General features: G+C 66.1%; 24 protein-coding genes. 8 read left to right on the top strand and 16 right to left on the bottom strand.

Annotated features, from left to right (window positions below; translation table 11 throughout):
- Positions 1 to 6: 6 nt before the first annotated feature.
- Entirely contained in the window at positions 7 to 498 is a 492-nt protein-coding gene (locus C1933_RS08645) for a DNA-binding protein (RefSeq protein WP_108752917.1), read from the bottom strand.
- Between the two features lie 30 nt (positions 499 to 528).
- Positions 529 to 771: a hypothetical protein gene (locus tag C1933_RS08640; protein WP_108752916.1), complete on the bottom strand. Its 243-nt coding sequence runs from the start codon at positions 769 to 771 to the stop codon at positions 529 to 531.
- Positions 772 to 1033: 262 nt separating this feature from the next.
- Between C1933_RS08640 and C1933_RS08635 the strand changes: the two genes are divergently transcribed.
- Positions 1034 to 4153, top strand: a complete 3120-nt coding sequence (locus C1933_RS08635; RefSeq protein WP_108752915.1) for a discoidin domain-containing protein — start codon at positions 1034 to 1036, stop codon at positions 4151 to 4153.
- A gap of 262 nt (positions 4154 to 4415) precedes the next feature.
- Here the strand turns inward: C1933_RS08635 and C1933_RS08630 are convergent, their stop codons facing one another.
- From C1933_RS08630 to C1933_RS08590, 9 genes are all read right to left on the bottom strand, one after another.
- Positions 4416 to 5390 carry an ABC transporter substrate-binding protein gene (locus C1933_RS08630; RefSeq protein WP_108752914.1) on the bottom strand — a complete coding sequence of 325 codons (975 nt, stop codon included), beginning with the start codon at positions 5388 to 5390 and terminating at the stop codon, positions 4416 to 4418.
- 17 nt (positions 5391 to 5407) lie between these two features.
- Positions 5408 to 7150, bottom strand: a complete 1743-nt coding sequence (locus C1933_RS20460; protein WP_108752913.1) for an amino acid ABC transporter permease/ATP-binding protein — start codon at positions 7148 to 7150, stop codon at positions 5408 to 5410.
- The gene (locus C1933_RS08620) at positions 7147 to 7698 is read right to left on the bottom strand and encodes a GNAT family N-acetyltransferase (RefSeq protein WP_108754785.1); all 552 of its coding nucleotides are present in this window, start codon (positions 7696 to 7698) and stop codon (positions 7147 to 7149) included. The genes C1933_RS20460 and C1933_RS08620 overlap by 4 nt, the downstream gene beginning before the upstream one ends.
- A gap of 5 nt (positions 7699 to 7703) precedes the next feature.
- Complete coding sequence (locus C1933_RS08615) at positions 7704 to 8924, bottom strand: M20 aminoacylase family protein (RefSeq protein ID WP_108752912.1); 1221 nt, start codon at positions 8922 to 8924, stop codon at positions 7704 to 7706.
- 4 nt (positions 8925 to 8928) lie between these two features.
- Positions 8929 to 10272, bottom strand: a complete 1344-nt coding sequence (locus C1933_RS08610) for an LLM class flavin-dependent oxidoreductase (protein WP_108752911.1) — start codon at positions 10270 to 10272, stop codon at positions 8929 to 8931.
- An 18-nt stretch (positions 10273 to 10290) separates the two neighbouring features.
- A complete protein-coding gene (locus C1933_RS08605; protein ID WP_108752910.1) occupies positions 10291 to 11268 on the bottom strand; it encodes an MsnO8 family LLM class oxidoreductase in 978 nt (325 codons plus the stop codon).
- Positions 11269 to 11282: 14 nt separating this feature from the next.
- On the bottom strand, positions 11283 to 11645 hold the full coding sequence (locus C1933_RS08600; protein ID WP_108752909.1) for a DUF3088 family protein: 363 nt from the start codon (positions 11643 to 11645) through the stop codon (positions 11283 to 11285).
- Positions 11646 to 11814: 169 nt separating this feature from the next.
- Positions 11815 to 12396 (bottom strand): FMN reductase, encoded by a 582-nt coding sequence (gene msuE / locus C1933_RS08595; RefSeq protein ID WP_108752908.1) that lies wholly within the window; start codon positions 12394 to 12396, stop codon positions 11815 to 11817.
- Positions 12397 to 12454: 58 nt separating this feature from the next.
- Positions 12455 to 15034 (bottom strand): TonB-dependent receptor, encoded by a 2580-nt coding sequence (locus tag C1933_RS08590; protein ID WP_108752907.1) that lies wholly within the window; start codon positions 15032 to 15034, stop codon positions 12455 to 12457.
- 369 nt (positions 15035 to 15403) lie between these two features.
- On the opposite strand from C1933_RS08590, the gene C1933_RS08585 reads away from it, so the two are divergent.
- Complete coding sequence (locus tag C1933_RS08585) at positions 15404 to 16396, top strand: helix-turn-helix domain-containing protein (RefSeq protein ID WP_108752906.1); 993 nt, start codon at positions 15404 to 15406, stop codon at positions 16394 to 16396.
- On the opposite strand, the gene C1933_RS08580 is transcribed toward C1933_RS08585, so the two are convergent.
- The 3 genes from C1933_RS08580 to C1933_RS08570 form a co-directional block, all read right to left on the bottom strand.
- The gene (locus C1933_RS08580; protein WP_108752905.1) at positions 16397 to 16900 is read right to left on the bottom strand and encodes a hypothetical protein; all 504 of its coding nucleotides are present in this window, start codon (positions 16898 to 16900) and stop codon (positions 16397 to 16399) included.
- Positions 16901 to 16991: 91 nt separating this feature from the next.
- A complete protein-coding gene (locus tag C1933_RS08575) occupies positions 16992 to 17579 on the bottom strand; it encodes a TetR/AcrR family transcriptional regulator (RefSeq protein ID WP_108752904.1) in 588 nt (195 codons plus the stop codon).
- 116 nt (positions 17580 to 17695) lie between these two features.
- A complete protein-coding gene (locus C1933_RS08570) occupies positions 17696 to 18646 on the bottom strand; it encodes an AraC family transcriptional regulator (RefSeq protein ID WP_199911426.1) in 951 nt (316 codons plus the stop codon).
- 100 nt (positions 18647 to 18746) lie between these two features.
- Between C1933_RS08570 and C1933_RS08565 the strand changes: the two genes are divergently transcribed.
- The 4 genes from C1933_RS08565 (at position 18747) to C1933_RS08550 (ending at position 20931) form a co-directional block, all read left to right on the top strand.
- Positions 18747 to 19586 carry an oxidoreductase gene (locus C1933_RS08565; protein WP_108752903.1) on the top strand — a complete coding sequence of 280 codons (840 nt, stop codon included), beginning with the start codon at positions 18747 to 18749 and terminating at the stop codon, positions 19584 to 19586.
- A gap of 102 nt (positions 19587 to 19688) precedes the next feature.
- The gene (locus tag C1933_RS08560) at positions 19689 to 20144 is read left to right on the top strand and encodes an SRPBCC domain-containing protein (RefSeq protein ID WP_108752902.1); all 456 of its coding nucleotides are present in this window, start codon (positions 19689 to 19691) and stop codon (positions 20142 to 20144) included.
- An 8-nt stretch (positions 20145 to 20152) separates the two neighbouring features.
- The gene (locus tag C1933_RS08555) at positions 20153 to 20467 is read left to right on the top strand and encodes a metalloregulator ArsR/SmtB family transcription factor (protein ID WP_108754783.1); all 315 of its coding nucleotides are present in this window, start codon (positions 20153 to 20155) and stop codon (positions 20465 to 20467) included.
- Positions 20468 to 20469: 2 nt separating this feature from the next.
- Positions 20470 to 20931, top strand: coding sequence for an SRPBCC family protein (locus tag C1933_RS08550; RefSeq protein ID WP_108754782.1), 462 nt, complete (start codon positions 20470 to 20472; stop codon positions 20929 to 20931).
- 10 nt (positions 20932 to 20941) lie between these two features.
- On the opposite strand, the gene C1933_RS08545 is transcribed toward C1933_RS08550, so the two are convergent.
- Both C1933_RS08545 and C1933_RS08540 read right to left on the bottom strand, forming a co-directional pair.
- On the bottom strand, positions 20942 to 21547 hold the full coding sequence (locus C1933_RS08545; protein WP_234414715.1) for a hypothetical protein: 606 nt from the start codon (positions 21545 to 21547) through the stop codon (positions 20942 to 20944).
- Positions 21548 to 21671: 124 nt separating this feature from the next.
- Entirely contained in the window at positions 21672 to 22247 is a 576-nt protein-coding gene (locus C1933_RS08540; RefSeq protein ID WP_108752900.1) for a hypothetical protein, read from the bottom strand.
- A gap of 223 nt (positions 22248 to 22470) precedes the next feature.
- Between C1933_RS08540 and C1933_RS08535 the strand changes: the two genes are divergently transcribed.
- Entirely contained in the window at positions 22471 to 22950 is a 480-nt protein-coding gene (locus C1933_RS08535; protein ID WP_234414684.1) for a hypothetical protein, read from the top strand.
- Positions 22951 to 23015: 65 nt separating this feature from the next.
- Positions 23016 to 23462 (top strand): hypothetical protein, encoded by a 447-nt coding sequence (locus C1933_RS08530; RefSeq protein ID WP_108752899.1) that lies wholly within the window; start codon positions 23016 to 23018, stop codon positions 23460 to 23462.
- Positions 23463 to 23808: the final 346 nt, after the last annotated feature.

The raw sequence follows: 23808 nt of genomic DNA, 5'->3' as shown, positions 1-23808 counted from the left end.
CGCCTTCTACCGCCGCCGTTGCTGCTCCTTGTCCACGTTTACCTGGGCGGCCGCGGCAGCCAGTTCCAGCAGTTCTCTGCTGACCTTCTGGCTACCGCGCGCCTGCAGCCACGCAAGAATGTCAGCCAAGTGCCAGATGGATGCGCTGCCTTCATGCACGGGTGCAGGGAAGGTGTGCGGGTGTGACAGCAGCAATTTGCGCATGTTCTGCCGCGACATGCCCAGCAGATCTGCCACATCGGTCAGCCCCACCAGATCGGGGCTGACTTCAATCAGCTCAGCACCCGGCACCGCGGCCCGTACATCGGCAAGTGCCGATGAGACGGCGTCCTGAGCGCTGGCGGCCTGTCGGCAGAACTCAAGCGCCAACCGACCTGGTCGGCCGATGCCCAGCAATGCATCGTCGCAACCCGCTTCAGCCAGTTGCCGCTCCAACTCGCCGGCATCTGCACCAGCATCAGGCAGACGGAATTTCAGAATGAAGGTGAACTCGGTCATGGATACAACCCTTCGGGGCAGGCAGGTGCGTCATTGCTCACGGATGCAGTTCTCCACAACACGGCGCAGCGCCCTGGCGTGGTTCGCGGGATTGCGCGGCGTGCTCCAGATGCTGACGACACAGAATTCGCCGCAGCGGCACTCCTTGTCGTTGTAGGGGCAGTAAATCCTCCCCCACGCATGGCTGCCACCGATACGTAACCACCAACCACGCTCTTCCGCAAAACGCAGCGCGGTCTCAATGTCTTTGTCTGGATGGCGCGAACGGGGCATTCCTTTCCCTCGGAGTCTGGAGCCAGCTGGATTGGTTGTCAAGTGACAACCCATTCTGTGTGCGAACACCGCGATCAACCGTACGCGTTCTCCAGTACCGATCCAGAGGCACCCACGACACAGCGGTAGGTGCCAACCTTGGTTGGCACGCATTCCCCCAGCCATACCCACCCACATACTGCGATGCGTCATGTAACCGCTTACATCCCTTGCTAGCGTAGCCCTGCCCGTTCCCGGGCCGTGCTCATGTGAGGCCTTCGCAATGACGCTCTGCGCCGACCGCTGCACCACTCCCCCGCCGCACCGGCGCCTCGCCCAGGCACTGCTGCTGCCCACCCTGGCACTGGCGGCGGCGGTCAGCGCACAGAACCTGCCACCGCGCGCGCAATGGCAGGCCAGCGCCTCATCGCAGCAGGTGCCAGCGATGGCGATCGGCCACCTGATCGACAACGATCCGAAGACGGTGACCGGTGGCGCGTTCAGCCCCGGCCATTGGTTCCAGATCGATCTGGGCAAACCGGCAATGCTGGCAGGCGCGCGCCTCACCTGGGATGTCTCCAACCCCGAAGCCTATTCGCTGCAGACCTCGCTCGATGGCACCCACTGGCAGACGGCCTACGTCATGGCCGATTCGCTGGGCGGCATCGAGACCCTGTACTTCGCGCCCCGCCAGGCCCGCTACCTGCGCCTGGCCAGCCCACAGCGCACGTCCGACTGGGGCGTGTCGATCTTCGAAATGGAACCGCTCGACACCGCGCTCAGTGCGCGGGTAACCGGGCTGGATGCCATCCAATCCGCTGCGCTATGGCAGGGCGGCGGCACGATTGCCCTACCCGCCGGCAAGGACGGCGCCCACACGCTCGACATCATCCTGCCCCGCGCGCAGCCCAGCACCGGGCTGGCGGTGGACTGGGCCAGCGTACACGGCGCCGCACGCCTGCAGGCACAGGACTCGCAAGGTCGTTGGCACGAGCTGGCGCGCGATGCCCAGGCCGCCACGCGGCAGCAGAGTTGGCTGGCAGCCGATGCACCGATCGACCTGCAGGCGCTGCGGCTGACCGTAGAAGGCGATGCACCGCAGATCAAACGCATCCGCCTGCTCGGCCCGAAGGCCGTGATGACGCCGATGAAGCGTTACCAGATCGCCGCCAGCGGCGCGCAGCGCGCGTTGTTCCCTGCCTCGCTGCACATGCAGCAGACGTACTGGACGGCCGTGGGCGTGCACGCGGGCCGGCAGAAATCCATCTTCGACGAATATGGCAACATCGAGGCCTTCAAGGGCGCGCCGCTGGTTCAACCGATCTGGCGCAGCGCCGATGGCCGCGCCGCCGCCGCCGCCGGACACCCGGTGCAGCACGCGCTTCGCGATGGCTGGAAGCCGATGCCATCGGCCACCTGGTCGCCGCAGCCGGGGCTGGAACTGCGCAGCGAGGCCTTCGCCATCGAGCGCGACGGTCAGCCGGTCACCTTCGTGCGGCATCGTCTGCACAACACCGGCACTACAGCGATCGAAGGCACGCTGAGCTTGGCCGTGCGACCGATGCAGATGAACCCGCCGTGGCAGAACGGCGGCCTGTCGCCGATCCGCGAGGTGGCCGTTGCAGGCAACGCCGTGCGCGTGAACGGCCGCATCCTGCTGCAGTCACTCACCAGCGTAGATGCCGCAGGCAGCGCGCCGTTCGGCAACGAGGGCGACACCGAAATCACCGCGGCTATCGCCAGCGGACAACTGCCTGCAGCGAAACAGGCCAGCGATGCCGCCGGCCTGGCCGCGGCGGCGCTGAGCTATCACATCCGCCTGGCCCCCGGTACCAGCGAAGCCGTCGTGGTGGCCTTCCCGCTGGGCACCGCCAACGCTGATGCCAATGGCGTGCTGCCCCAGGCACCGCCCCTGGACCTGGCATCGCTGCCACCCGACGCCGACACGGCCTTCGAGACACTCGCCAGCCGCGCCTCCAACGATTGGCAGGCACGGCTGGGCCAGGTGGGCCTGCGCCTGCCCGATCCTTCGCTGGTGGACATGCTGCGCGCGCAGGCCGCTTACATGCTGATCAACCAGACCGGTCCGGCCATGCAGCCCGGCCCACGCAACTACAACCGTTCCTTCATCCGCGATGGCATGGCGACCTCGGCCGTGCTGCTGCGCATGGGCGAAGCCAAGGTCGCGCGCGACTACCTGGCCTGGTACAGCGAACACGGCGTGCATGACAACGGCCTGGTGTCCCCCATCCTCAATGACGATGGCAGCGTGAACACCGGCTTCGGCTCGGACATCGAGTACGACAGCCAGGGCCAGTACATCACCCTGGTGGCCGACGTCGCACGGCTGGATGGCGGGCCGGAAAGCGTGCGCGCCTATCTGCCCAAGGTGAAGGCCGCGCTGCACTTCCTGCAGGAACTGCGCGAGCGCACCCTGGTGCCGGGCTACATGGCCGACCAGCCGTCGCCGGAGCGCTTTGCCGGCATTCTTGCTCCGTCGATCAGCCACGAAGGCTACCCCTCACCGACCCACAGCTACTGGGACGACTACTGGGGTCTCAAGGGCTGGCATGATGGTGCGTGGCTGGCCGAATCGCTGGGCGACCATGAAACCGCAACGTGGGCGCGCGAACAGTACACGGCGCTGTATGACGCCCTGCATGCCTCGATCCGCGCGACCATGGCATGGAAGGGCATCGACTTCATTCCGTCCTCGGCAGACCTGGGCGACGGCGACCCGACCGGTGTGTCCATCGCACTGGACCCCACCGGCGCGCAGAGCGTGCTGCCCGCCGAGGCCCTGCGCACCACCTTCGCCCGCTACCTGGACGATGTGCGCAAGCGCAACCAGCCCGGTGCGCTGTATGCCTATACGCCGTATGAAATCCGCAACGTGCTGAGTTACGTACACTTGGGCCAGCCCGAAGCAGCCGACGAACTGCTGCAGGGCCTGCTGCACGATCGCCGGCCGCTGCAGTGGCAGGTGCTGGCGGAAGTAGTGCATTCGCGGCTGCGCTTCCCGCGCTACCTGGGCGACATGCCGCACACCTGGATCGGCGCCGAGTACGGCCGTACCCTGTTCGGCATGCTGTTGCGCGAAGACGACGACGGGCTGTCACTGCTGCCGGGGGCGCCCCCTTCCTGGGTGGCGGGTGAAGGCCTGGCCGTGGACCGCCTGCCCACCGCCTATGGCACGCTGCAGATGCAGGCCCGGCAGCGCGATGGCCGCCTGACGGTGTCGCTGGGCAAAGGACTGCGCAAGGGCACGCCCGTACGCGTGTGGTGGCCCAGCCGCACCCTGCCGAAGGACGTACGCGTGGATGGGCGAGCGGTATCGAACTTCGACAAAGATGGCGTGCTGCTGGCGAAACCGTTCAAGACGCTTGAGGCGCGTTGGCCGTGACTCGGGTAGGTGCCAACCTTGGTTGGCACGCCCTGCCTTGGTAGGTGCCAACCTTGGTTGGCACGTTTTGCCTTGGTAGGTGCCAACCTTGGTTGGCACGCCCTGCGTCGACCAAGGTCGACGCCTACCAAAGCACAGACCGCCCGCGATCCCGTAGGTGCCAACCTTGGTTGGCACGCCCTGCGCCGACCAAGGTCGACGCCTACCAAAGCACAGTCCCCTCGCATTCCGGTGGGTGCCAACCGTGGTTGGCACGCGTGCCTCAAAACCCCGGCAACCCCGGCGGGTTGGTCTGCGACTGCGGCACCGCTTCCTCAGCCAGGTTCCAACGCTGCAGCGCCTGCGCATACGTGCCGCTTTGAATCTGCGTGTTCAACGCCTGGGTAATCGCATCGGCCAACCCGCTTCCCTTGCGCGTGGTTGCCGAAATCGCCGCCGAATCCGGCCAGCCGCCGGGGAACAGCCCCACCCGCCGCACCTTGCCATCGCGCGCCGAATAGGCGCCGGTCGCGTTCGGTTCAAACGACACATCGGCGCGCCCGGTAATCACCGCCAAGCGCCCCACCACCGCATCATCGAAATACTGGTACTCCACCGGCTTCAAGCCCGCGGCAATATTCTGCTGGTCCCAGTGCCGCAGAATCTGGTCCTGGTTGGTGCTGGCCCCCACCACCACTTTCAGCCCCGCCACATCGGCAGGTTTTTCGATCTTCTGGATCGGTCCGTCGGTGCGCGTGTAGATGCCAAGCAGGTCAAACCGATAACTGGAAAAATCGAACTTCTTCTTGCGCTCCTCGGTCACCGTCACGTTCGACAGCACCGCATCGTACTTGCCCGATTCCAGCCCCAGCGGCCAGTCGGCCCACGCTACCGGCACCAGCACCAGCTTCAGGCCCAGGCCGTCGGCAATCAGCTGCGCGATGTCCGGCTCCACGCCAATCACCCGTTTGCTGTCGGCACCATAGTCGGCCAACGGCAGCTGCGCCGGGTGGGTGGCCACGGTCAGCACGCCCGGGGTCACGAAACGGTAGTCGGGCGGCAGCAGCGCCTGCGCCTTGGGGTCCGGCGTGCCGCGCAGCACCGGGGCGTCGGCACCGGCCAAGGTAACGCTGGCGGCCGGCACAGGCGCCGGTGCCTGCCGCACGCGCGAATAGACGATGCCGGCAATGCCGATCACCAGCACACCCACAACCAGCAACGTGCTGCGCGAAGGACGACGGTGTGATGCAGGGCTCATAGGGTCGCTCGAAAGGGTTACAGGGTCTTGGCCAGGAAATCGGCGGTGCGTTGCTGGCGCGGGCGCTCGAACAGCGCCTCGGGCGTGCCCTGCTCGATTACCCGGCCCTGGTCCATCATCACTACGTGGTCGGCCACGCGGCGGGCGAAAGATAGTTCATGGGTCACAATCACCAGGGTGGTCCCCGAGCGCGCCAGTTCCTCGATCACACTCAGCACTTCGGCCACCAGCTCCGGGTCCAGTGCCGAAGTCGGTTCATCGAACAGCAGCACCTTCGGCTGCAGCGCCAGCGCGCGCGCAATCGCGATGCGCTGCTGCTGGCCGCCGGACAACTGCCGCGGGAACGCATCGGCCTTGTCGGCCAGCCCCACCCGCTGCAGCAACGTACGTGCCTGCTGCTCGGCCTGCACGCGCGACACTCCGCGTACCGCGATCGGCGCTTCCATGATGTTTTCCAGCGCGGTCAGGTGCGGGAACAGGTTGAAGCCCTGGAACACCATGCCGACCTCGGCGCGGCGGCGGCGGATTTCACGCTCGGGCAGTTCGTACAGGGTGTCACCCTCGCGGCGGTAGCCGATCAGCTGCCCGGCCACGCTCACATAGCCACTGTCGGCGCGCTCCAGATGGTTGATCAGCCGCAGCAGCGTGGATTTTCCAGCGCCCGAAGGACCAATCAGCACCGTCACGCTGCCCGCGCGCAGGTCCAGGCTCACATCGTCCAGCACCACCTGCTCATCAAATACTTTGCCCACGCCGTGCAGGGTCACCGCCGCGCCCTGCCCGGCTTCCACCGGCACCGCCACGCGTGGGCGATCACCATCCCCGGGCACAGCAGCGCGCGCACGCGGCACCTCAGACACCCGCGATACGCTGCGCTCGCGCTGCAGCTGGCCACGCGCAAAGCGCTGCTCCACCCGCCGCTGCAGCAGCGACAACACGGTCAGGATCACCAGGTACCAGACCGTGGCCACCATCAGCAGCGGCACCACTTCCAGGTTGCGGCGGTAGATCACCTGCACGGTGTAGAACAGCTCGGGCAGTGCCAGCACATAAACCACCGAGGTGCTCTTGGCCAGCCCGATCACATCGTTGAAGGCGGCCGGCAGGATCGAGCGCATCGCCTGCGGCAGGATGATGCGGCGCACCTGGCGCCCGCGTGGCAGGCCCAGTGCGGCCGCCGCTTCATACTGACCATGGTCCACCGACAGAATGCCACCCCGGATCACCTCGGCCGAAAACGCTGCCTGGTTCAAGGTCAGGCCCAACACCGCCGCGGTGAACACGCCGATCAGCTGCGTGGTCGGGTAGGAGAACAGGCTGATGCCGGTGAAGGGCACGCCCAGTTCAATGGTGCTGTACAGGTAACCCAGGTTGTTCAGCAGCAACAACAGCACCAGCAGCGGGATCGAACGGAACAGCCACACATAGCCCCACGACACCGCCGCCAGCAACGGCGAGCCGGATACCCGGGCCAGCGCCAGCAGCGTGCCCAGCGCAAAGCCCAGCCCGGTGCCCAGTGCGGTCAGCAGCAGCGTGCGCCCCAGTCCTTCCAGCACGGGTTTGGCGAAGAACCATTCGGCGAACGTGCCCCAGCCCCAGCGCGGGTTGCCCAGCACCGACTGCAGGCCGATCAGGATCAGCGCCAACGCCAGCAGCGTGCCCACCACCTGCAGCGGGTGCCGCGCGGGTACGATCTTCAATGCCGGTGCAACGGCAGCGCGCGTGGCCAGTCCTTCCAGCGCGGTCGAAGGCGTGCTCATGCATGCACCGCCTGGCGTGCGGCAACCACCGCGCCTGCACCCGGCTGCGGCGCGCGCAACCTCTTTTCGAACGGCAGATGCGCAATGGTTTCCGGGTCGGCGTGCAGGTCGAACAGCGCCGTGTAGCCGTGGCTCAGGTACAGGCCCACGGCCTCGGGCTGGCGGAAGCCGGTGGTCAGGAACACGCGCCGGTAGCCTTGGCGTGCGGCCTGCTCTTCCAGTTCCTGCAGCACCCGCCGCGCAATGCCCTGGCGGCGCAGGCCGGGCAGCGTCCAGATGCGCTTGAATTCGGCGGTGTCGGCATCGCGGTGCGGCATGAAGGCGCCACCGGAAATGGCCACGCCGTCGCGCAGCAGCAGTACGAACGCGCCCACCGGCGCGGCAAACGCCTGCGCGGGGTAGCGCTGCAGTTCCTCGCGGGCGCTGCCGCCAATGCGCCGCCGCACATCGGCGTAGCGGCTGTCGTATTCCTGTTCCAGCCCATCGAACAGCGGCCGTGCCAGCGGATCGTCCACGCCGGTGTACAGGAAGCGCTCGTTCTCAAACACCGTACTCATGCTGCCTCCTCCACCAGGTAGTGCTCGGCCAGCCGCGCCCACAGGCTGGCGGCCGGCGCAATGGCTGCATCGTTGAAGACGTAGCGCGGGCTGTGCAGCGAGGCGCTGTCACCGTTGCCGACGAAGATGAAGCTGCCCGGCCGCGCCTGCAGCAGGAAGGCGAAATCCTCGCTGGCCGTGCGCGGTGCGAAGTCGGCCACCACCTGCCCGCGGCCAAACGCCTGCACCGCAAGATCACGCACCAGCGCGGTCTGCTCGGCGTGGTTGATCACGCTGGGGAAGCCGCGCGGGAAGGAAATCTCCGCGCGCGCGCCGAATGCCGAAGCGGTCTGCTCTGCAATCTCGATCACCCGCCGCCGCAGGGTGTCGCGCACCTCCGGCAGGTAGGCGCGCACGGTCAGGGTCAGTTCCACCGCATCGGGAATCACGTTGGCCGCCTGACCACCGTGGATCGAGCCCACGGTCACCACGCCCATCTGTCGCGGGTCGACATTGCGCGACACCACGCTCTGCAGCGCGGTCACGATATGCGCTGCGGCCAGGATCGGGTCCACGCTGCCCTGCGGCTCGGCGCCGTGGCCGCCCTTGCCGATCACCTTCAGCCGCGCCCAATCCACCGATGCCATCGCCGGGCCATCCACGAAGCCGAAATGCCCCACCGGCACGCCCGGCCAGTTGTGCAGGCCGTAGATCGCATCCACCGGGAAGCGCTCGAACAGGCCGTCGTCGATCATCTTCGAGGCCCCCGAACCGGTTTCTTCGGCCGGCTGGAACACCAGGTGCAGGGTGCCGCTGAAGCGCCCATGGTGGGCCAGGTAATGCGCCGCCGACAGCAGGATGGCGGTGTGGCCATCGTGGCCGCACGCATGCATCAGGCCTTCGTTCTGGCTGGCATACGCCAGCCCGGATTCCTCGGCAATCGGCAAGGCATCCATGTCCGCGCGCAGGCCCAGCCGGCGCGTGCCGTTGCCACGCTGCAGCGTACCGACCACGCCGGTGCCGCCCACGCCGGTGGTCACCGCATAGCCCCAGTGCTGCAGCAGCTCGGCTACGCGGGCGCTGGTGCGGTGTTCCTCGAACGCCAGTTCCGGGTGGCGGTGCAGGTCGTGGCGAATGGCGATGGCCTCGGCAGCGCGTGCCGCGATCTCCGGCAGCACGCCGGTCGCTGCGGAAACGCGCTGAGGGTGGCCCGGCGCTACCGAAATGTCTCCGCTCATCGCCCTACCCCACCTTCCTCGCTGGCGCGGCATCGACCGCATGGCGGCTGGCCTTGTACGGCAAGCCCAGGTTGTCGCGCAGGGTCTGCCCCTGCAGTTCCCGCTGGTGGTAACCCCGCGCCTGCAGGATCGGCAACACCAGGTTCACGAAGTCATCCAGCCCTTCGCGCTGCGCGGCAAAGCCCAGGATGAAGCCATCACTGGCACCGGCATCGAACCAGCGGATCAGTTCGTCGGCCACCTGTTCGGGCGTACCAATGAAGTTCGGCCGTGGGCTCACCGCCTGCAGCGCCACCTGGCGCAGGGTCAGGCCCTGGGTGCGCGCATCCTGTTTGATGCGGTCGGTGGTGGAGCGGAACGAATTGCTGCCCACCTCGCCCAGCTCCGGGAACGGCGCATCCGGGTCGTACTGGCTGAAATCGTGATGGTCGAAAAAGCGCCCCAGGTAGGCCAGCGCATCGTCCAGCCCCGCCAATGCGGCAATGGCCTGGTACTTGGCCTCGGCCTCTTCGGCGGTGCGCCCCACGATCGGGCCGATGCCCGGAAAGATCTTCACCTCCGCCGCGCTGCGGCCATGGGCAATGGCCGAATTCTTCACCTTCTGGGTGAAGGCGCGGGTTTCCTCCAGCGACGGCGAATGGGTGAACACCGCATCGGCATACTTGCCCGCCAGTGCAATGCCATCGTCGGAAGAGCCGGCCTGGAAGATCACCGGCTGGCCCTGCGGCGAGCGCTGGATGTTCAGCGGTCCTTCCACCTGGAAGAAGCGCCCCTTGTGGTCCAGGCGGCGGAATTTCTCCGGTGCGAAGAACACGCCGCTGTCGCGCTCGCGCACGAACGCATCGTCATCCCAGGAATCCCACAGCCCCTGCACCACTTCCAGGTACTCATCGGCAATCTGGTAGCGCAGCGCATGTTCCGGGTGCGGGCGGCCGTAGTTGCGGCCCGACCCCTCCAGCGGCGAGGTCACCACGTTCCAGCCGGCGCGGCCGCCGCTGAGCAGATCCAGCGAAGCAAACTGGCGCGCCACCGTAAACGGATCGCTGTATGAGGTGGACAAGGTCCCCGCCAGGCCGATCTTCTTCGTCGCCGTAGCCAGCGCAGACAGCAACGAGATCGGCTCGAATCGATTGAGGAAGTGCGGAATGGATTTTTCGTTGATGTACAGGCCATCGGCTACGAAGCCGAAGGCAATGCCGTTGTCTTCGGCAGTGCGCGCAATGTCGATGTAGAACTGCAGGTTCACGCTGGCATCGGCCGGGTTCGATGCGTGCTTCCACGCATGCATGTGGCTGCCAGGGCCCTGCAGCATGATGCCGAACGGAATGGGACGCGGGGTCGTGCTCATGGGGGAATCTCCTGCAGGTCAGGCCACCGCCGCGCGCGGTGCGGGCGACAGCAGTTCAAGGGAGGTCAGGCGCGCATCCATATCGGCCACCGGCGCGTCCAGGATGAATTCGCCCACGCCGAAACGGCGGTGCAGCGCGTCCAGTTCTGCGCGTACGTGCGCGGCATCGCCGGACAGCACGCTGGGCCGGGTTTCCTCGATACGGAACTCGGCCACACCCACCTGACGGGCGTACTCGGCTGCCGCTTCCGGGCTCGGCAGGTTCACCGTCTGCCCCGGCGCCAGGTGCAGCTTGTACACGCGCAGCGCGCCGATATGCCGCGCCGCCGCTTCGGCAGTAGGCGCAGCGAAGGCCACCGTGGCCAGCAACGGCGGCTGCGTGGACAGCGCGCGGTAGGCCTCGAACGCCGCTTCAATGTGCTGCGGGTCGCCGTCGAAGTGCGCCGCGTAGACGAAGCGCCAACCCAGTTCGGCGGCCTGGCGTGCACTGTGTGGGCTGGCGCCCAGCAGAAAGCGTTCGGGTGCGGCCTGCGGTACCGGCCGTGCCTGCGCATCCTCGCGGGTGCCGGCCAGATAGCCCTCCAGATCGCGCAGCTGCTGGTCGAAATCGGCGAAGGCCGGGCGCCCCGCCGCCAGCGCCGCGGTCGAGGCCGGCAGGCCGCCGGGGGCCTTGCCCACGCCCAGATCCACCCGGCCCGGCGCCAGCGCCGCCAGCAGGTTGAAGTTCTCCGCCACCTTGTACGGCGCGTAGTGGCGCAGCATCACCCCGCCGCTGCCAATGCGGATGCGCCGCGTCTGCGCCAGCACCCAGGCCGCCAGTACTTCCGGCGCCGGGCTGGCGAGGGTGGGCGCAGCGTGGTGTTCGGCAAACCAATAGCGGTGGTAACCCAACTGCTCGGCGCGCTGCGCCAACTGCAGGCTGTTGCGCAGCGCCTGCTCCGGCGTTGCGCCCTCGGCCACCGGGCTCTTGTCCAATACGCTTATCTGGTAGCTCATGCGCGCGTCCTCGCTCAGGGGTGGGCCACGGGAATGCCCAGTAGGGCATTCAGCGCCGCCAGAATCGGCTCGGCACCCGACACCACCTGGCGGTCCTGGTGCGCGCCACTGGCGTGTTCGCTATGCACGCCCTGCGGCAGCACCAGCTTGGGCAGCGACTGGTCCTGCTCGCCAATTTCGGCAATCACCTCACGGCGCGGCCGGGCGAACCCGATCCGGCGCACGTCCAGCTGGTCATCCAGACCGTCAATGCTGGACAGCGCACCTTCCAGCAGCAGGCTGTGCCGGCAGAAGAAACGTTGGCCGGGCAGCTGGCCATCCTCGAACTGGCGATCCAGCAGGAACAGGATGGGCTTGGGGAATGCGTCTACCGCCACAGTGAAGTCCTCATCAGGTGCGGCGTGATCCTGCCGCGTCACCTTCGATGCTAGAGAGACCGAGCGCCGCCACTGCGCCAGTGCGCGACAATCGGCGGTCAGATCCGGCCATGCAGATGCGTGTTGGCCATAAGCACAGTGCTGCGCGTCATGGCCATCACGGGCGATGTCAGGCAATGCGGCGCAACGCCACCGGCAGCGCCACGCCCTGCGCCGCCAGATGCCCGCCGGCCCGCTCGGCAGCCAGCGCAATGCGCGCCTGCAGCGCCGTGCTGTTGATCAGCTCGCCATCGAAATCGGCAGGCGTGGCATACACCCCGATCGGCAACGTGTGCGCCTGCAGGAAACTGAACAACGGCCGCAGCTGGTGATCGATCACCAGCGCATGGCGCTCGCTGCCGCCGGTGGCGGCCAGCAGCACCGGCGTATCCACCAGCGCTTCCAGCCCGATGAAGTCCACCAGGTGCTTGAACAGACCCGGGTACGAGCCGCGATAGACCGGCGCGGCTACCACCAGCAGGTCAGCCGCTTCGATGGTCTGCAGCGCCTGCTCCACCGCAGGCGCGGCCTCATCGCGCGACAGCGCCTGGCCCAGCGAGCGCGCGATCGGCGCCAGCTCCACCCACTCCACCCGCGCCTGCACCCGCTGCTGCAGCGCATCCAGCAGATGCCGCACCAGCAACGACGTACGCGATGTCGCCGACCCCGTCGGCGAGCCCACCAATGCCACCACGTTCACCACAGAAGACATAGAAACCCCCGCTTTACGCGCTCTTGTAGAGTCGAGCCACGCTCGACTGCCTTACACCTCAGAACCGATAGTTCACCCGCCCGTACCACACCGCGCCTACCGTGCTCAGCACATCACCGGTATCCCAGGTGGTTTCAATGCTGGCCACGTCGGTGGCGCTGCGCGCGTACTCGGGCACCTTGCGGGTGCGCTTGTCGAACACGTTGTTCACCCCCAGCGCGGCGCTCCAGCCCGCGCCCAGCTCCACCGCACCGGAAATGTTGGTCACCAGCACCGGCGGCTGCGTGTAGGCCACGCCGTTGTTCAGGCGCTTGATCGGCCCGTAGTAGGTGAAGTCCAGGTTCGAGCGCCAGCGCCCGTTCTGCCAGCCCAGCCCCGCCACCTGGGTGTACTGCGGGGTGCGGTAGCGCAGCGCGTATTCGCTGGAACGGGTGAGCAGGTTGATGTTGGGCAGGCCCTGCAGCGCCGCCGGAATCGCACTCACCTTCTGGATGGTGGTGCGGCCCACGTTGGCCGCGTACGTCCAGCGCAGCTTGCCCCACGCCGTGTCCTGGTTTGCTTCCAGGGTCAGCTCCACGCCGCGCGTGCGGGTGTCGCCCACGTTGGTGAAGTAGCTGGCGTAGAACGCATCGCCGGGCAGAATGCTGATCCCGGCCGTACCCAGCAGCGCGTCAATGGTGTTCTTCTGCGCGGCGGTCAGCACGGTGCCGCTGTTGTCGGTGATGCGCGCCGGGTCCTGTGCGTTGTAGCCAATCTGGCTGGACTGCCCCAGCTGCCCGCGGATATCGATCTGGTACGCGTCCACCGCCAGATGGAAGCCCGGGCTCGGGTCCCAGGTCACGCCCAGGCTGTAGTTGGTGGCCTTTTCCGGCTTCAGCGGCGTCGCACCCAGCGCAACGGCAGCCGGCGAGCCAACCTGCGCCACCAGCGTGGTGCCGCACGGGCAGCTGCCGGTGGCCTGGTAGAACTGCGCACCCAGGCTGGGCGCATGGAAGCCATTGCTGACCGTGGCGCGCACGCCCAGCGCATCGGTGAAGTCGAAGCGCGTGGTCAGCCGCCCGGTGGACACCGTGCCGAAATCAGAGTGGTCTTCCCAACGCGCGGCCGCATCCAGGTACCAGCGCGAAGTGATGTTGGTGGCTGCACCGGCGTACACCGCCTTGCTGTTGCGCGTGGCCTTCACCGCATCGGCGGTGGAATAGCCCACGAACGCCGCTGCCCCGAAGCCGGTATAGGACTCCCACTGGCCGGCGCCACGTTCGTACTGTTCGTGCTGGTACTCGGCACCGGCACTCACTTCCAGCGGCGACGCAAAGGCCGCCACCTCGAATCCACGGCGCAGGTCCAGATTGGCGATGCCCTGCTGGTAGTCCAGCTTGCCGTCGTAGAAATCGGTGGGCGAGCCGGGGTATGGCAGCGAATAGTTCACCGAGTTGCGCGTGTAGGTGCGCACCGTGTTGCGGTTGCCGGTCAGGCTGGCGTCGTAGTCCCAGCCCGCAAGCTGGCCCTTCACCCCGGCTGTGCCCGTGTACTGCTTCTCCTTGGTTTCCAGCACCGGCAGGAAGCCATCGGGAAACACACTCAGCACGCCCGGCGCTTTGTAGGTAGTGAAGATGGTGGCCGGCAGGCGGAAGTTCTGGATTGCCTGCGCCGTGCGGTCACTGGCCGTGGCATTGGCATAGAACTGCGCGCTCTCGCCCAGGCCGTGCCCCACGTTCACCGCGAAGGCCTTCAAGGCGTAGGACGGCGAACTGAGGATGGTGTTGGCCTCGGCATCGCGCGTGGCCTCGGCCGGGTTCGGCGATGCGCCGGCCGGTAGACGGTTGTTCGGGCGCAGCGCCACCAGGTTGCCATTGGCATCCACTGCCGGGTAGCTCAGGTAGCCATCGATATAGCGCCGGGTGCGAATAGCATGGTGCTGGCGCGTGGTTTCGCCAGACAGATTGATGAAACCATCCTCGCCCCAGGGCAGGCCCACATTGGCGCGCACGCTGGTGCGGGTGCCATCGCCATCGAAGCTCTGCCCGCTTTCCACCGACACATCGCCGCCGTGCGCCTGCGACTTCAGGATCACGTTGATCACACCGGTAATGGCGTCAGAACCGTAGATGGCCGACGCGCCGTCGCGCAGCACCTCCACATGGTCGATGGCCGACACCGGAATGAGCGCCAGATCGGCCCAGGCGTGGCCGGGGTAGCCGCCGCCGTTGGCACCACTCACATAGGCGCTGGCATTGCGGCGCTTGCCGTTCACCAGCACCAGCGTGTAGCCCGGCGACAGATTGCGCAGCTGGTAGCCGCGAATCAGGCTTTCCTGGTCGCTCTGGTAGCCACCAATCTGGCTGAGCGACGGCAGGCTGCGCTGCAGCGCTTCCAGCAGATTGGCCTGGCCGGTGGAGGCCAGATCCTCGGCCGAGATCACATCGATGGGGGTGGAACTGTTCTTCACCGTGCGCGTGCTGGTGCGCGAACCGGTCACCACCACCGCATCCAGCGTGGACGCAGCCAGGTTGGCCGAGGTGGCGCTGGCCGTGCTGGCCGGTGCATCGGCATCGGCGGCGTGGGCAGGTGCAGCGGCCAGCGTGGCCGCGATCAGAACCGCAAGGGTATTCAGGACAGGCGTGTGGGCGGCAGGCATGGGGGCTCTTGGGGGTGGGCCGGAGACACACCTCCATTCAAGAGCCCCCGCCCGCCACGCAACAGGCGAAATCGCGTCACCCAACCGTCATATCGCGCCAGCCACATGACCGCTGGTAATGACCTTACGCAGCCGGGGTCGGATCCCTTTCCGCAGGAAAGGGCTCTGACCCCACACGCCATCCCACACACCCCATCGGGGTCAGAGCCCTTCCTGTGGAAGGGATCTGACCCCAACTCACTGCACCCGTCCGGGGTCGGATCCCTTTCCGCAGGAAAGGGCTCTGACCCCTACTCCATATGCCAGCACGGCATCACCACATGCCCGCGCATCCCTGCGCTTACCGCCGCGCCTCGCTAGCATCACCCCATGCCCAGCGAACCCGCCGCCCCCACTGTTGCCATCGTGGCCTGCCACGGCCAGGGGCTGTTCGAATTCGGCTGTGCCGTCGGTCTGTTCGCGCCCATCCGCCCGGAACTGGGCGTGGCCTGGTACCGCACCCAGGTGTGCGCCGGCGAACCCGGTGCGCTGCGCATGCTCGGCAATGCGCAGGTGCAGCTGCCCTACACGCTCGATGCGGTGGAAGATGCCGACATCATCGTCATTCCCGGTTGGCGCGAACCCAGCGAGCGCCCCCCTCAGGCGCTGCTCGATGCGCTCATCCGTGCCCACGCGCGCGGCGCACGCATCACCAGCATCTGCTCCGGCGCGTTCGTGCTGGCCTGGGCCGGCCTGCTCGATGGCCGCCAGGCCACCACGCACTGGCGGCTGACCGACACGCTCGCCCGCGAGTTCCCGCGCGTGCACGTGCGCGACGACGTGCTCTACGTCGATACCGGCGACATCATCACCTCGGCTGGTTCGGCCACCGGCATGGACATGATGCTGCACATGGTGCGCAAGGATTACGGCGCGCGCGTGGCCAACCTGGTGGCCGAGCGGCTGGTGCTGGCACCGTGGCGTGATGCCGAACGCAGCCAACGGGTCAGTCGGGCCATTCCCAATGGCGAACCCACGCGGCTGGCCAAACTGATGGAATGGATGCGCCGCAATATCCGCGATGCACATTCGCTGGCCAGCCTGGCCGAACAGGCCGCACTGAGCCAGCGCACCCTGCAGCGGCAGTTCCTGGAAGCCACCGGCTTGTCGCCCATCGATTGGCTCATCCGCGAGCGCGTGGCGTTTGCCCGCGAACTGCTGGAAACCACCGACCGGCCATTGCAATGGGTGGCCGAACAGGCCGGGTTCGGTTCGCAGGAATCGTTCCGCCGACACTTCCGTGGGCTGGTCGATGCCAGCCCAACGGAATACCGCAGCCAGCATCGTGGGACGGTCAGTGCGGATCGGCTGGTGGGGTGCTGATTACCGCACGCCAACGCGGGTAGCTCGCGAACGAATCCGCCAGCATTGCGCAGCGAACCCGACCACGAACACCACTGCGCAGCACAACAGTACCTGCAGCACGACCGGTGCCAACGGCGCAGCCGCAATCGGGTGCCCCACCGGCAAACGGGTAAGTGTTTCATTGGTGCCCGGCACCAACGACAGCAGGAAGCTGAAGGACAACGCGAACGTTGAAAGATACGGCGCCAGACGCCCCAACACGCGCAGGCGTCCCGCCAGAACGCCGCCAAAGGCGATCAGCAGCACGATCACCCCAAACGCATGGCCCGGGTTCAGCCCACCCGTACTGGATACGGTGAATGCCGTCGCCACTGACAGCACCAGACCGGCCAGATAGAGCTTGCCTGAGCGAGTGGACGGGTCGATCGCGCGATGGCGGATAAAGCTGTAAAGCCCGGCCAGGACAGGAATCAGGCTGACGGCCGTATGGATTGCGCCGAGGGTGGAAAGAGGGTGTGCCATGAGGAACTCCGGACTCTATGTAAACCTACTAGTAGGTAGGCTTGATGGACAAAAGAAAGGCCTGCGCTGCCGCAGGCCCACCACACAACACTCAGGCTGCCGCGCTTACCCGCGCGATAGCCAGGCGCGCCAGCGTCGCGAACGTGGCCGCGTCACCAAAGCCACGCGCGGCCAGCATCGCGCCATGCACCGACGACATGAAGGCCTTCGCCTCGTCGGCCGCCGCGCCTTGCAGGCGCAGTTGCCCCTGCGCCGCGCCTTTTTCCAGGGTGAGGGTCAGCCACCCGCTCAGATCTTCGAAATGGCCGCGTACTTCATCGGCGATCTCTGTCGGAATCAACGGCGCCTCGGCCGCCAACATCGCGCAGATGCAGAACGACGACGTACCGCCGGCAATACAACTGGACCAGTAATCCACGTAAGCGTTCAGTTCCTTCAGCGGATCGCCCAACTGCCGGTCCAGCAGCGCCAGACCTTCGCGGGCTTCTGCCCGGTACAGCACCACCACCGTGCGCACCAGGTCCGCCTTGCTGGGGAAGTGGTGGTGGATGCTGGCCTTGCTGATGTTCACCCGCGCCGACACGTCGGCATAGCTGAAACCGTTGTAGCCACCGGCTTCCAACAGGGATCGGGCCTGGGCCAGGATTTCCAGCGCTTTCAGGGAGAGCTGTTCTTTCATGGCGCTTAACCTACTAGTTGGTAGGCCATGTCGTCAAGTGGGCCGCTGCGCTCGCCGGGCGTGGCCCGGCGCTACCGGTGCGTAGTGGGTAGCGCACCGCCATGCACGGCCGCCCCTCAATGCGACGACACAAACACCGCACCCTCCACCGGCGCGGGCAGCGCGAAACTGCGCCGCATGCGTGCCACTTCGGCAGCTGGCGGCAACCCGAACAGCCGCTTGAACTCGCGGTTGAACTGCGAGGGGCTGGCATAGCCCACCGCCAGCGATGCCGCTTCTGCAGTCATCACCTGCCGCAGCATCAGCAGCCGCGCCTGGTGCAGCCGGGTGGACTTCACGTACTGCATGGGCGAAGTGCCGGTAATGCTGCGGAAATGCTCGTGGAAGGTGGCTACGCTCATTTCGGCCTCGGCGGCCAGCGCATCCACATCCAGCGCAGTGGAGTACGCGGCGTGGATATGCCGCAGCGCCTTGCCGATGCGCCCGAAGCGCCCGCGCATTGCCAACGCTTCGCGCATGGCCGCGCCCTGCGCGCCGGTCAGCACGCGGAAATACAGTTCGCGCACCAGCGATGCTCCCAGCACATCTGCTTCCAGCGGGTCGGCCAAGGCCTCCAGCAGACGCAGCACGGTGGCCTGCAGGGCGCCCTGCATCGGGCTGGCCATCATGCTCTGCGCAGGCGCTGCGCTGCTGCCCGCGCGCTCGCCCAGTTCAATCAGCAGGTCGGCGGCCAACTGCAGGTCCAGGTGCAGGTAGATCGCCAGCAGCGGCGTTTCGGCGGTGGCCTCGGTTTCCATGGTGAACGGCACCGGCACCGACACGGCCAGATAGTGCTGCGGGTCGTACTGGTAAACCTGCCCACCCAGGTAGCCGCGCTTCACGCCCTGGCAGACGATCACGATGCCCGGGTCGTACAGCACCGGCGTGCGCGCCAGCGGCCGGTCCGAACGCAGCAGCCGCACACTGGGCAGCGCGGTCAGCGTGTAGCCCTCGTCCACGGCCAGCGCCTGCAGCAGCTCCACCATGCGCGCCTGCGCCTGCGGCTGGGTCGGCTCATCGCGCGACATCGCGCCCTCGTAGAAATAGGCAAGAACGGACGAAGCTTAGGCCTGGGCGATGCCGGGCTCAAGCACTAACGTGCAAGCTCCCTCACACGAGCCCTCCGCCATGACAGCATCCCGCCTCTTCCTCATCACCGGTGTCAGCAGCGGCTTCGGCCGTGCCCTGGCCCAGCAGGCGCTGGTGGCCGGCCACCGCGTGGTCGGCACCGTGCGAAGCGCCGCGGCGTGCAGCGACTTCGAAACCCTCGCCCCCGGCCGTGCGTTCGGGCGCCTGCTGGACGTCACCGATGCACAGGCCATCGACGCGCTGATCAGCGCCATCGAGACCGAAATCGGCGCCATCGATGTGCTGGTCAACAACGCCGGCTACGGCCACGAAGGCATCCTGGAAGAATCCACGCTGGACGAACTGCGCCACCAGTTCGAGGTGAACGTGTTCGGCCCGGCCGCGCTGATCAAGGCCGTGCTGCCCCACATGCGCGCGCGCCGCCGTGGCCACATCCTCAACATCACCTCCATGGGCGGCTTCATCACCATGCCTGGCATCGCCTGGTACTGCGGCAGCAAGTTCGCGCTGGAAGGCATCAGCGAAGTGCTGGGCAAGGAAGTGGCCGCGTTCGGCATCCACGTCACGGCGGTGGCGCCCGGTTCGTTCCGCACCGATTGGGCCGGTCGCTCCATGGTGCGTGCACCACGTGCAATCGACGATTACGACGCACTGTTCGACCCCATCCGCAACGCGCGCGAGGCCAAGAGCGGCCAGCAACTGGGCGATCCGGTGAAGGCCGCGCAGGCCATGCTGCAGGTGATCGACAGCCCCACCCCGCCCAGCCAGCTGCTGCTGGGCAGCGATGCCCTGCACCTGGTGCGCGGCAAGCTGCAGGCCATGGCCCAGCGTATCGACCAGTGGGAAGCGCTGAGCCGATCCACCGACAGCCCGGTTTGAACTGAATACGGGGCGCCGTTGACATGCAGGCAATTGCCTGCCTATTCTCAGCTCCATGGACGGCCCACGCCGTGGGCCGCCCTCCTACCGGAGGACGCTGAGATGGTCAAGATCGCGCACCGCGTTGGTATCAAGGCACCCGTCGCACAGGTCTACCAGGCCCTGGCCACCCCGCAGGGCGTCGCCGCCTGGTGGACCGAGGAAACCACCGGCGACCGGCACCCGGGCGGCACGCTGCACCTACGCTTCACCGCCCATGGCGAAGAACGCGGCGTCATGCAGATGAAACTGCAGGAACTGCAGCCAGACACCCTGGTGCTGTGGGAAGTGCTGGCCGGACCGCCGGAATGGATCGGCACCCACATCCGTTTCGCCCTGCGCCAGGAAGGTGAGTACAGCATCGTGCTGTTCACCCACGAAGGCTGGAGCGAGCGCGCCGAATTTACCCGGCACTGCAGCACCAAGTGGGCCATGTTCCTGATGAGCCTGAAATCCCTGCTGGAAACCGGCAGCGGCCAACCCAGCCCACGCGACATCAAGATTGACGAGTGGAACTGACCCACCGCATGGATGCAGACAAGGTTTTCAAAGCCCTGGCCGACCCCACGCGCCGCACCCTGTTGGACCGGCTGTGTGCGCAGAACGGCCAGACCCTGGGCCAGCTATGCGACCACCTGCAGATGACCCGGCAGTCGGCCACCCAACATCTGGGCCTGCTGGAAGACGCCAACCTGATCAGCACCGTGCGCCGTGGCCGGGAAAAACTGCACTTCATCAACCCGGTGCCGCTGCATGACGTCTACGAGCGCTGGGTACGCAAGTTCGAGCAGCAGCGGCTGACCCTGCTGCATGACCTGAAACGCGAACTGGAAGGAGAATGACCATGCCCACCGAGGCCACCCGCTTCATCCACGTGATCTACATCGCGTCCACACCGCAGAAGGTGTTCGATGCCATCACCCGCCCGGAAGTCGCGCGCACCTACTGGGGTCACGAAAACGTATCGGACTGGCAGCCCGGTTCGCGCTGGCAGCATGTGCGCGCCAACGATGCACGCACGGTCGAACTGGTCGGCGAGGTGGTGGAAAGCACCCCACCCTCGCGCCTGGTGATCACCTGGGCGGCGGCATCGCAGGCAGATAATCCTGCCAGCTACAGCCGGGTGACGTTCGATATCGTGCCCTATGAAGACATGGTGCGGCTGACCGTTACCCACGACGACCTGGAGCCCGGCAGTGGCATGGATACCGGCATCCGCCAGGGCTGGCCAATCGTGCTGTCCAGCCTGAAATCGCTGCTGGAAACCGGCACCGGCCTGGATGTGTTTGCCAAGCCGAAGGGGTGACCCTACGCCGCTACGCCCCCACCACGGATCCCGCCACGCGGCACACCAGCATCGTGGCGGCCAGCGCCCCGGCGAAGGCGAACAGCCAGCTCATCTCGGCGTTGAGCAGTCGCTTGCCCGCCTCATCCAACAGACCGGCATCGCGGCGGCGAACCTGACGGTAGAGCAGCAGCATGCAGACCGCCATCAATACCAGCAGCGGCAACCACGCGAACAGCAGCATGTTCAGTTGGCCGGCAAACGCAGGGCTTACGCTGAAACGGCTGACCCAGCCAGCGAAGGCGCGCTGGTTGTCCAACGGCAGGAACACGAACAAGACAAGCGCCATGCCTAGCACGTACAGCACGGCATGACGCAGCCGCAACAACCACGGCCAACGCACGTCGGCGTACGGCGATGCCACGTTGGCGCCCAGTTGAAATGAACCGGGCCTGCGCCCGGCTTCACCCTCGCGCACGTAATGCCAGATGCCGCGCTGTATGCCCCGATGCAGCACCGGTAGCAGCACCAAGGCGCAGAACCCCACCAGTACGGTGTTCAGTGCCAGCGCGCCACCGTCCTGCCGGTCGCCGAACAGCAGGGCCAGGCCGAACCACGCGGCAAAGAACACGGTCATGCCGACCACGAACAGCACGGCCGCGACCAACAGGCGGCGCCCTGGCTTCGCGGTCATTCAGGCATGCAGCCCAGTGCTGTACTGCTGGTCCTTCGTGGCAACCTCCTGTGGCGCCCTGTTTGCTTCAACGTTGAATCACGTGGACGAACATGCCCACCAGCATCAGCAACGCCACCGCCAAGGCGATATAGGGCGCGGTTGAAAACAGCTTCAGCAGCAGGTCAACGCCCGTGGTGCGCTTGCGCCCGCCAACGTGCTGATCCAGCACGCTATACAGGCCGACGAAGCTGGCCTTGTCCTCCTCGTCGGGTGCGTTGAAGTCGCGCCAGGTCAGCAGGCCGCAGTAACGACCCGTGGCAGAATCCAGCCGCAGCACATGGCCGCCGCGGCGGTTGATGAACGGGTACGCGTTGTAGCTGCGAATTGCCGAGAACGGTGAAGCGAACAGCGTGCGCTCACCCTGGCGGATCGCAATGGCGCCCGGGGACAGCTCTATATCAATCAGGTAGGTGCCATGGCGCACGATCAGGTAGTTCACCCCACCCACCATCGAAAGCGTGGCGATCAGGAAAGCGGTCTGCGCGGATGTGTGCTGGATGGCATAGGCGCACGGCACGATGACCGACAGCGGCACCACCACCGCGATCAGATTGATCAGCAGGGTTTTCCAGGCTACCTGTCTTACGGTCAGCGTTTCCATTCGCGGTCCTTCGCTGGTGGGGGAAACGGGGTCGGCGCGAACAACCAGCGGCCGGTGGGGGCATGCTAATCGGAAATGGGGTGGCAAGTGCAGGGGCTGGTGGTGACGCCTTTGGCTTGGCCGAACTCGGGGACATCATCCAGCACGCCCCTACCCCAGCTCGGGCATTCCGGCCGGGCGCAGAAGCCGCAGGAAGCAACCCGTCCTACATGGATAGAATCCCATGAAGGCCAACAGCGCGCCCGGGGAGGAAACGATGCCGTTCGTCAACGAGTACATTTCACCGGAGGATTCGGCCACGTACCGCCTGGCCGAGATTGATGCCGAGGTCATCGGCGGGAACAAGTCGCACGACTGGACCGTCGACCGCGACCAGGACATCTATCTGCGCAATCTTGCAAACGGGCGTGAACAGGAGTTTCGTCATCAGGGCCACTGGACGTTCTATTGGAAGGGAGCCGTGCTGACGATCCGGTTGGATCTGCTGGATGGCAAGGGGAAACCAGGACATCCCGGATGGTCGCATTGGCGACTTGTCTCTCTGAACGGAAGCAATGGCTTGCCGCTAGCGCTCAAGCGGCAGAAGCAGGCAATTCTGGATGATCTGAAGAGGGCGCTGGTGGCGTACAAGGACGGCGGCGTTTTCTCAAAGAATACCGACTACACCATCACCTTGGAGCTTGGAGATGAGTGCGTGCTATGAGCGCACCGTTCAATGGCACAGGAATCCGCTGACAACGCCAAGGAGCACTCTTTAACGAGGACACGATGCCATTTGTCAACGAGTACATTTCACCGGAGGATTCGGCCAGATATCACTTGGCCGAGATTGACGCCAGCTTCAGAAGCGGGGGAGTTTCCCGTCAGTGGACCATCGATCGCGAGCAGGACATCTATCTCAGGATCCTGTCGCGGGGCATTGAGGCGGAGACAAATCATGAAAGCGTGTGGTCGTTCTACTGGAAAGGAACGCTACTGACGGTCCGCTTGGACCTGTTGGGTGGGAACGGAAAGCCAGGAGAACCAGGGTGGTCGCATTGGCTACTGGTCAGACTGAACGGGACCAATGGCTTGCCACCGACACTTGGCCCATACAAGCAATCGGTCATAGAGAGCCTTAAGCAAGCTCTGTTGGCATACAAGGACGCTGGGGTACTTTCGGGCAACACGGACTACACCGTTACCTTGGATATTGGCAGGGAGTGCGTGCTGTAAGCGCACCCGTCAATAGCGCACGCATCCACTGACAACGGACGATCACGCCACTGACTGAGGTAGCGACAAACTTCGCCCAACCCAATCAACCAAGCACCCTGTGGGGCGATGGATTGAGTATGAGCATACTCATTCATGCATGCTGCCCTTGGCTCATAGCACCCAGCGGGAGCATCAGCTGGCGATGGAACAGCAGCGAAACCAGGATGGCCCCAGCGGCCGTGCTGGCCCGAGCTTCGGCTAAGCGGCTCACGGCAGTCGCGACCGCCAGCGTGCAAGCTACGCTGGCATGTCGTGTGAAGACCTGCCCACGCGCCCCCTGCCCCCGGCTTGTAACCTGAGGCCC

Source organism: Stenotrophomonas sp. ZAC14D2_NAIMI4_6 (genome assembly GCF_003086875.1).
In the GTDB taxonomy this organism is placed as follows: Bacteria; Pseudomonadota; Gammaproteobacteria; order Xanthomonadales; family Xanthomonadaceae; genus Stenotrophomonas.
Note: the sequence above shows the minus strand (reverse complement) of the source record. Positions and strands in the feature narration are given on the sequence as shown.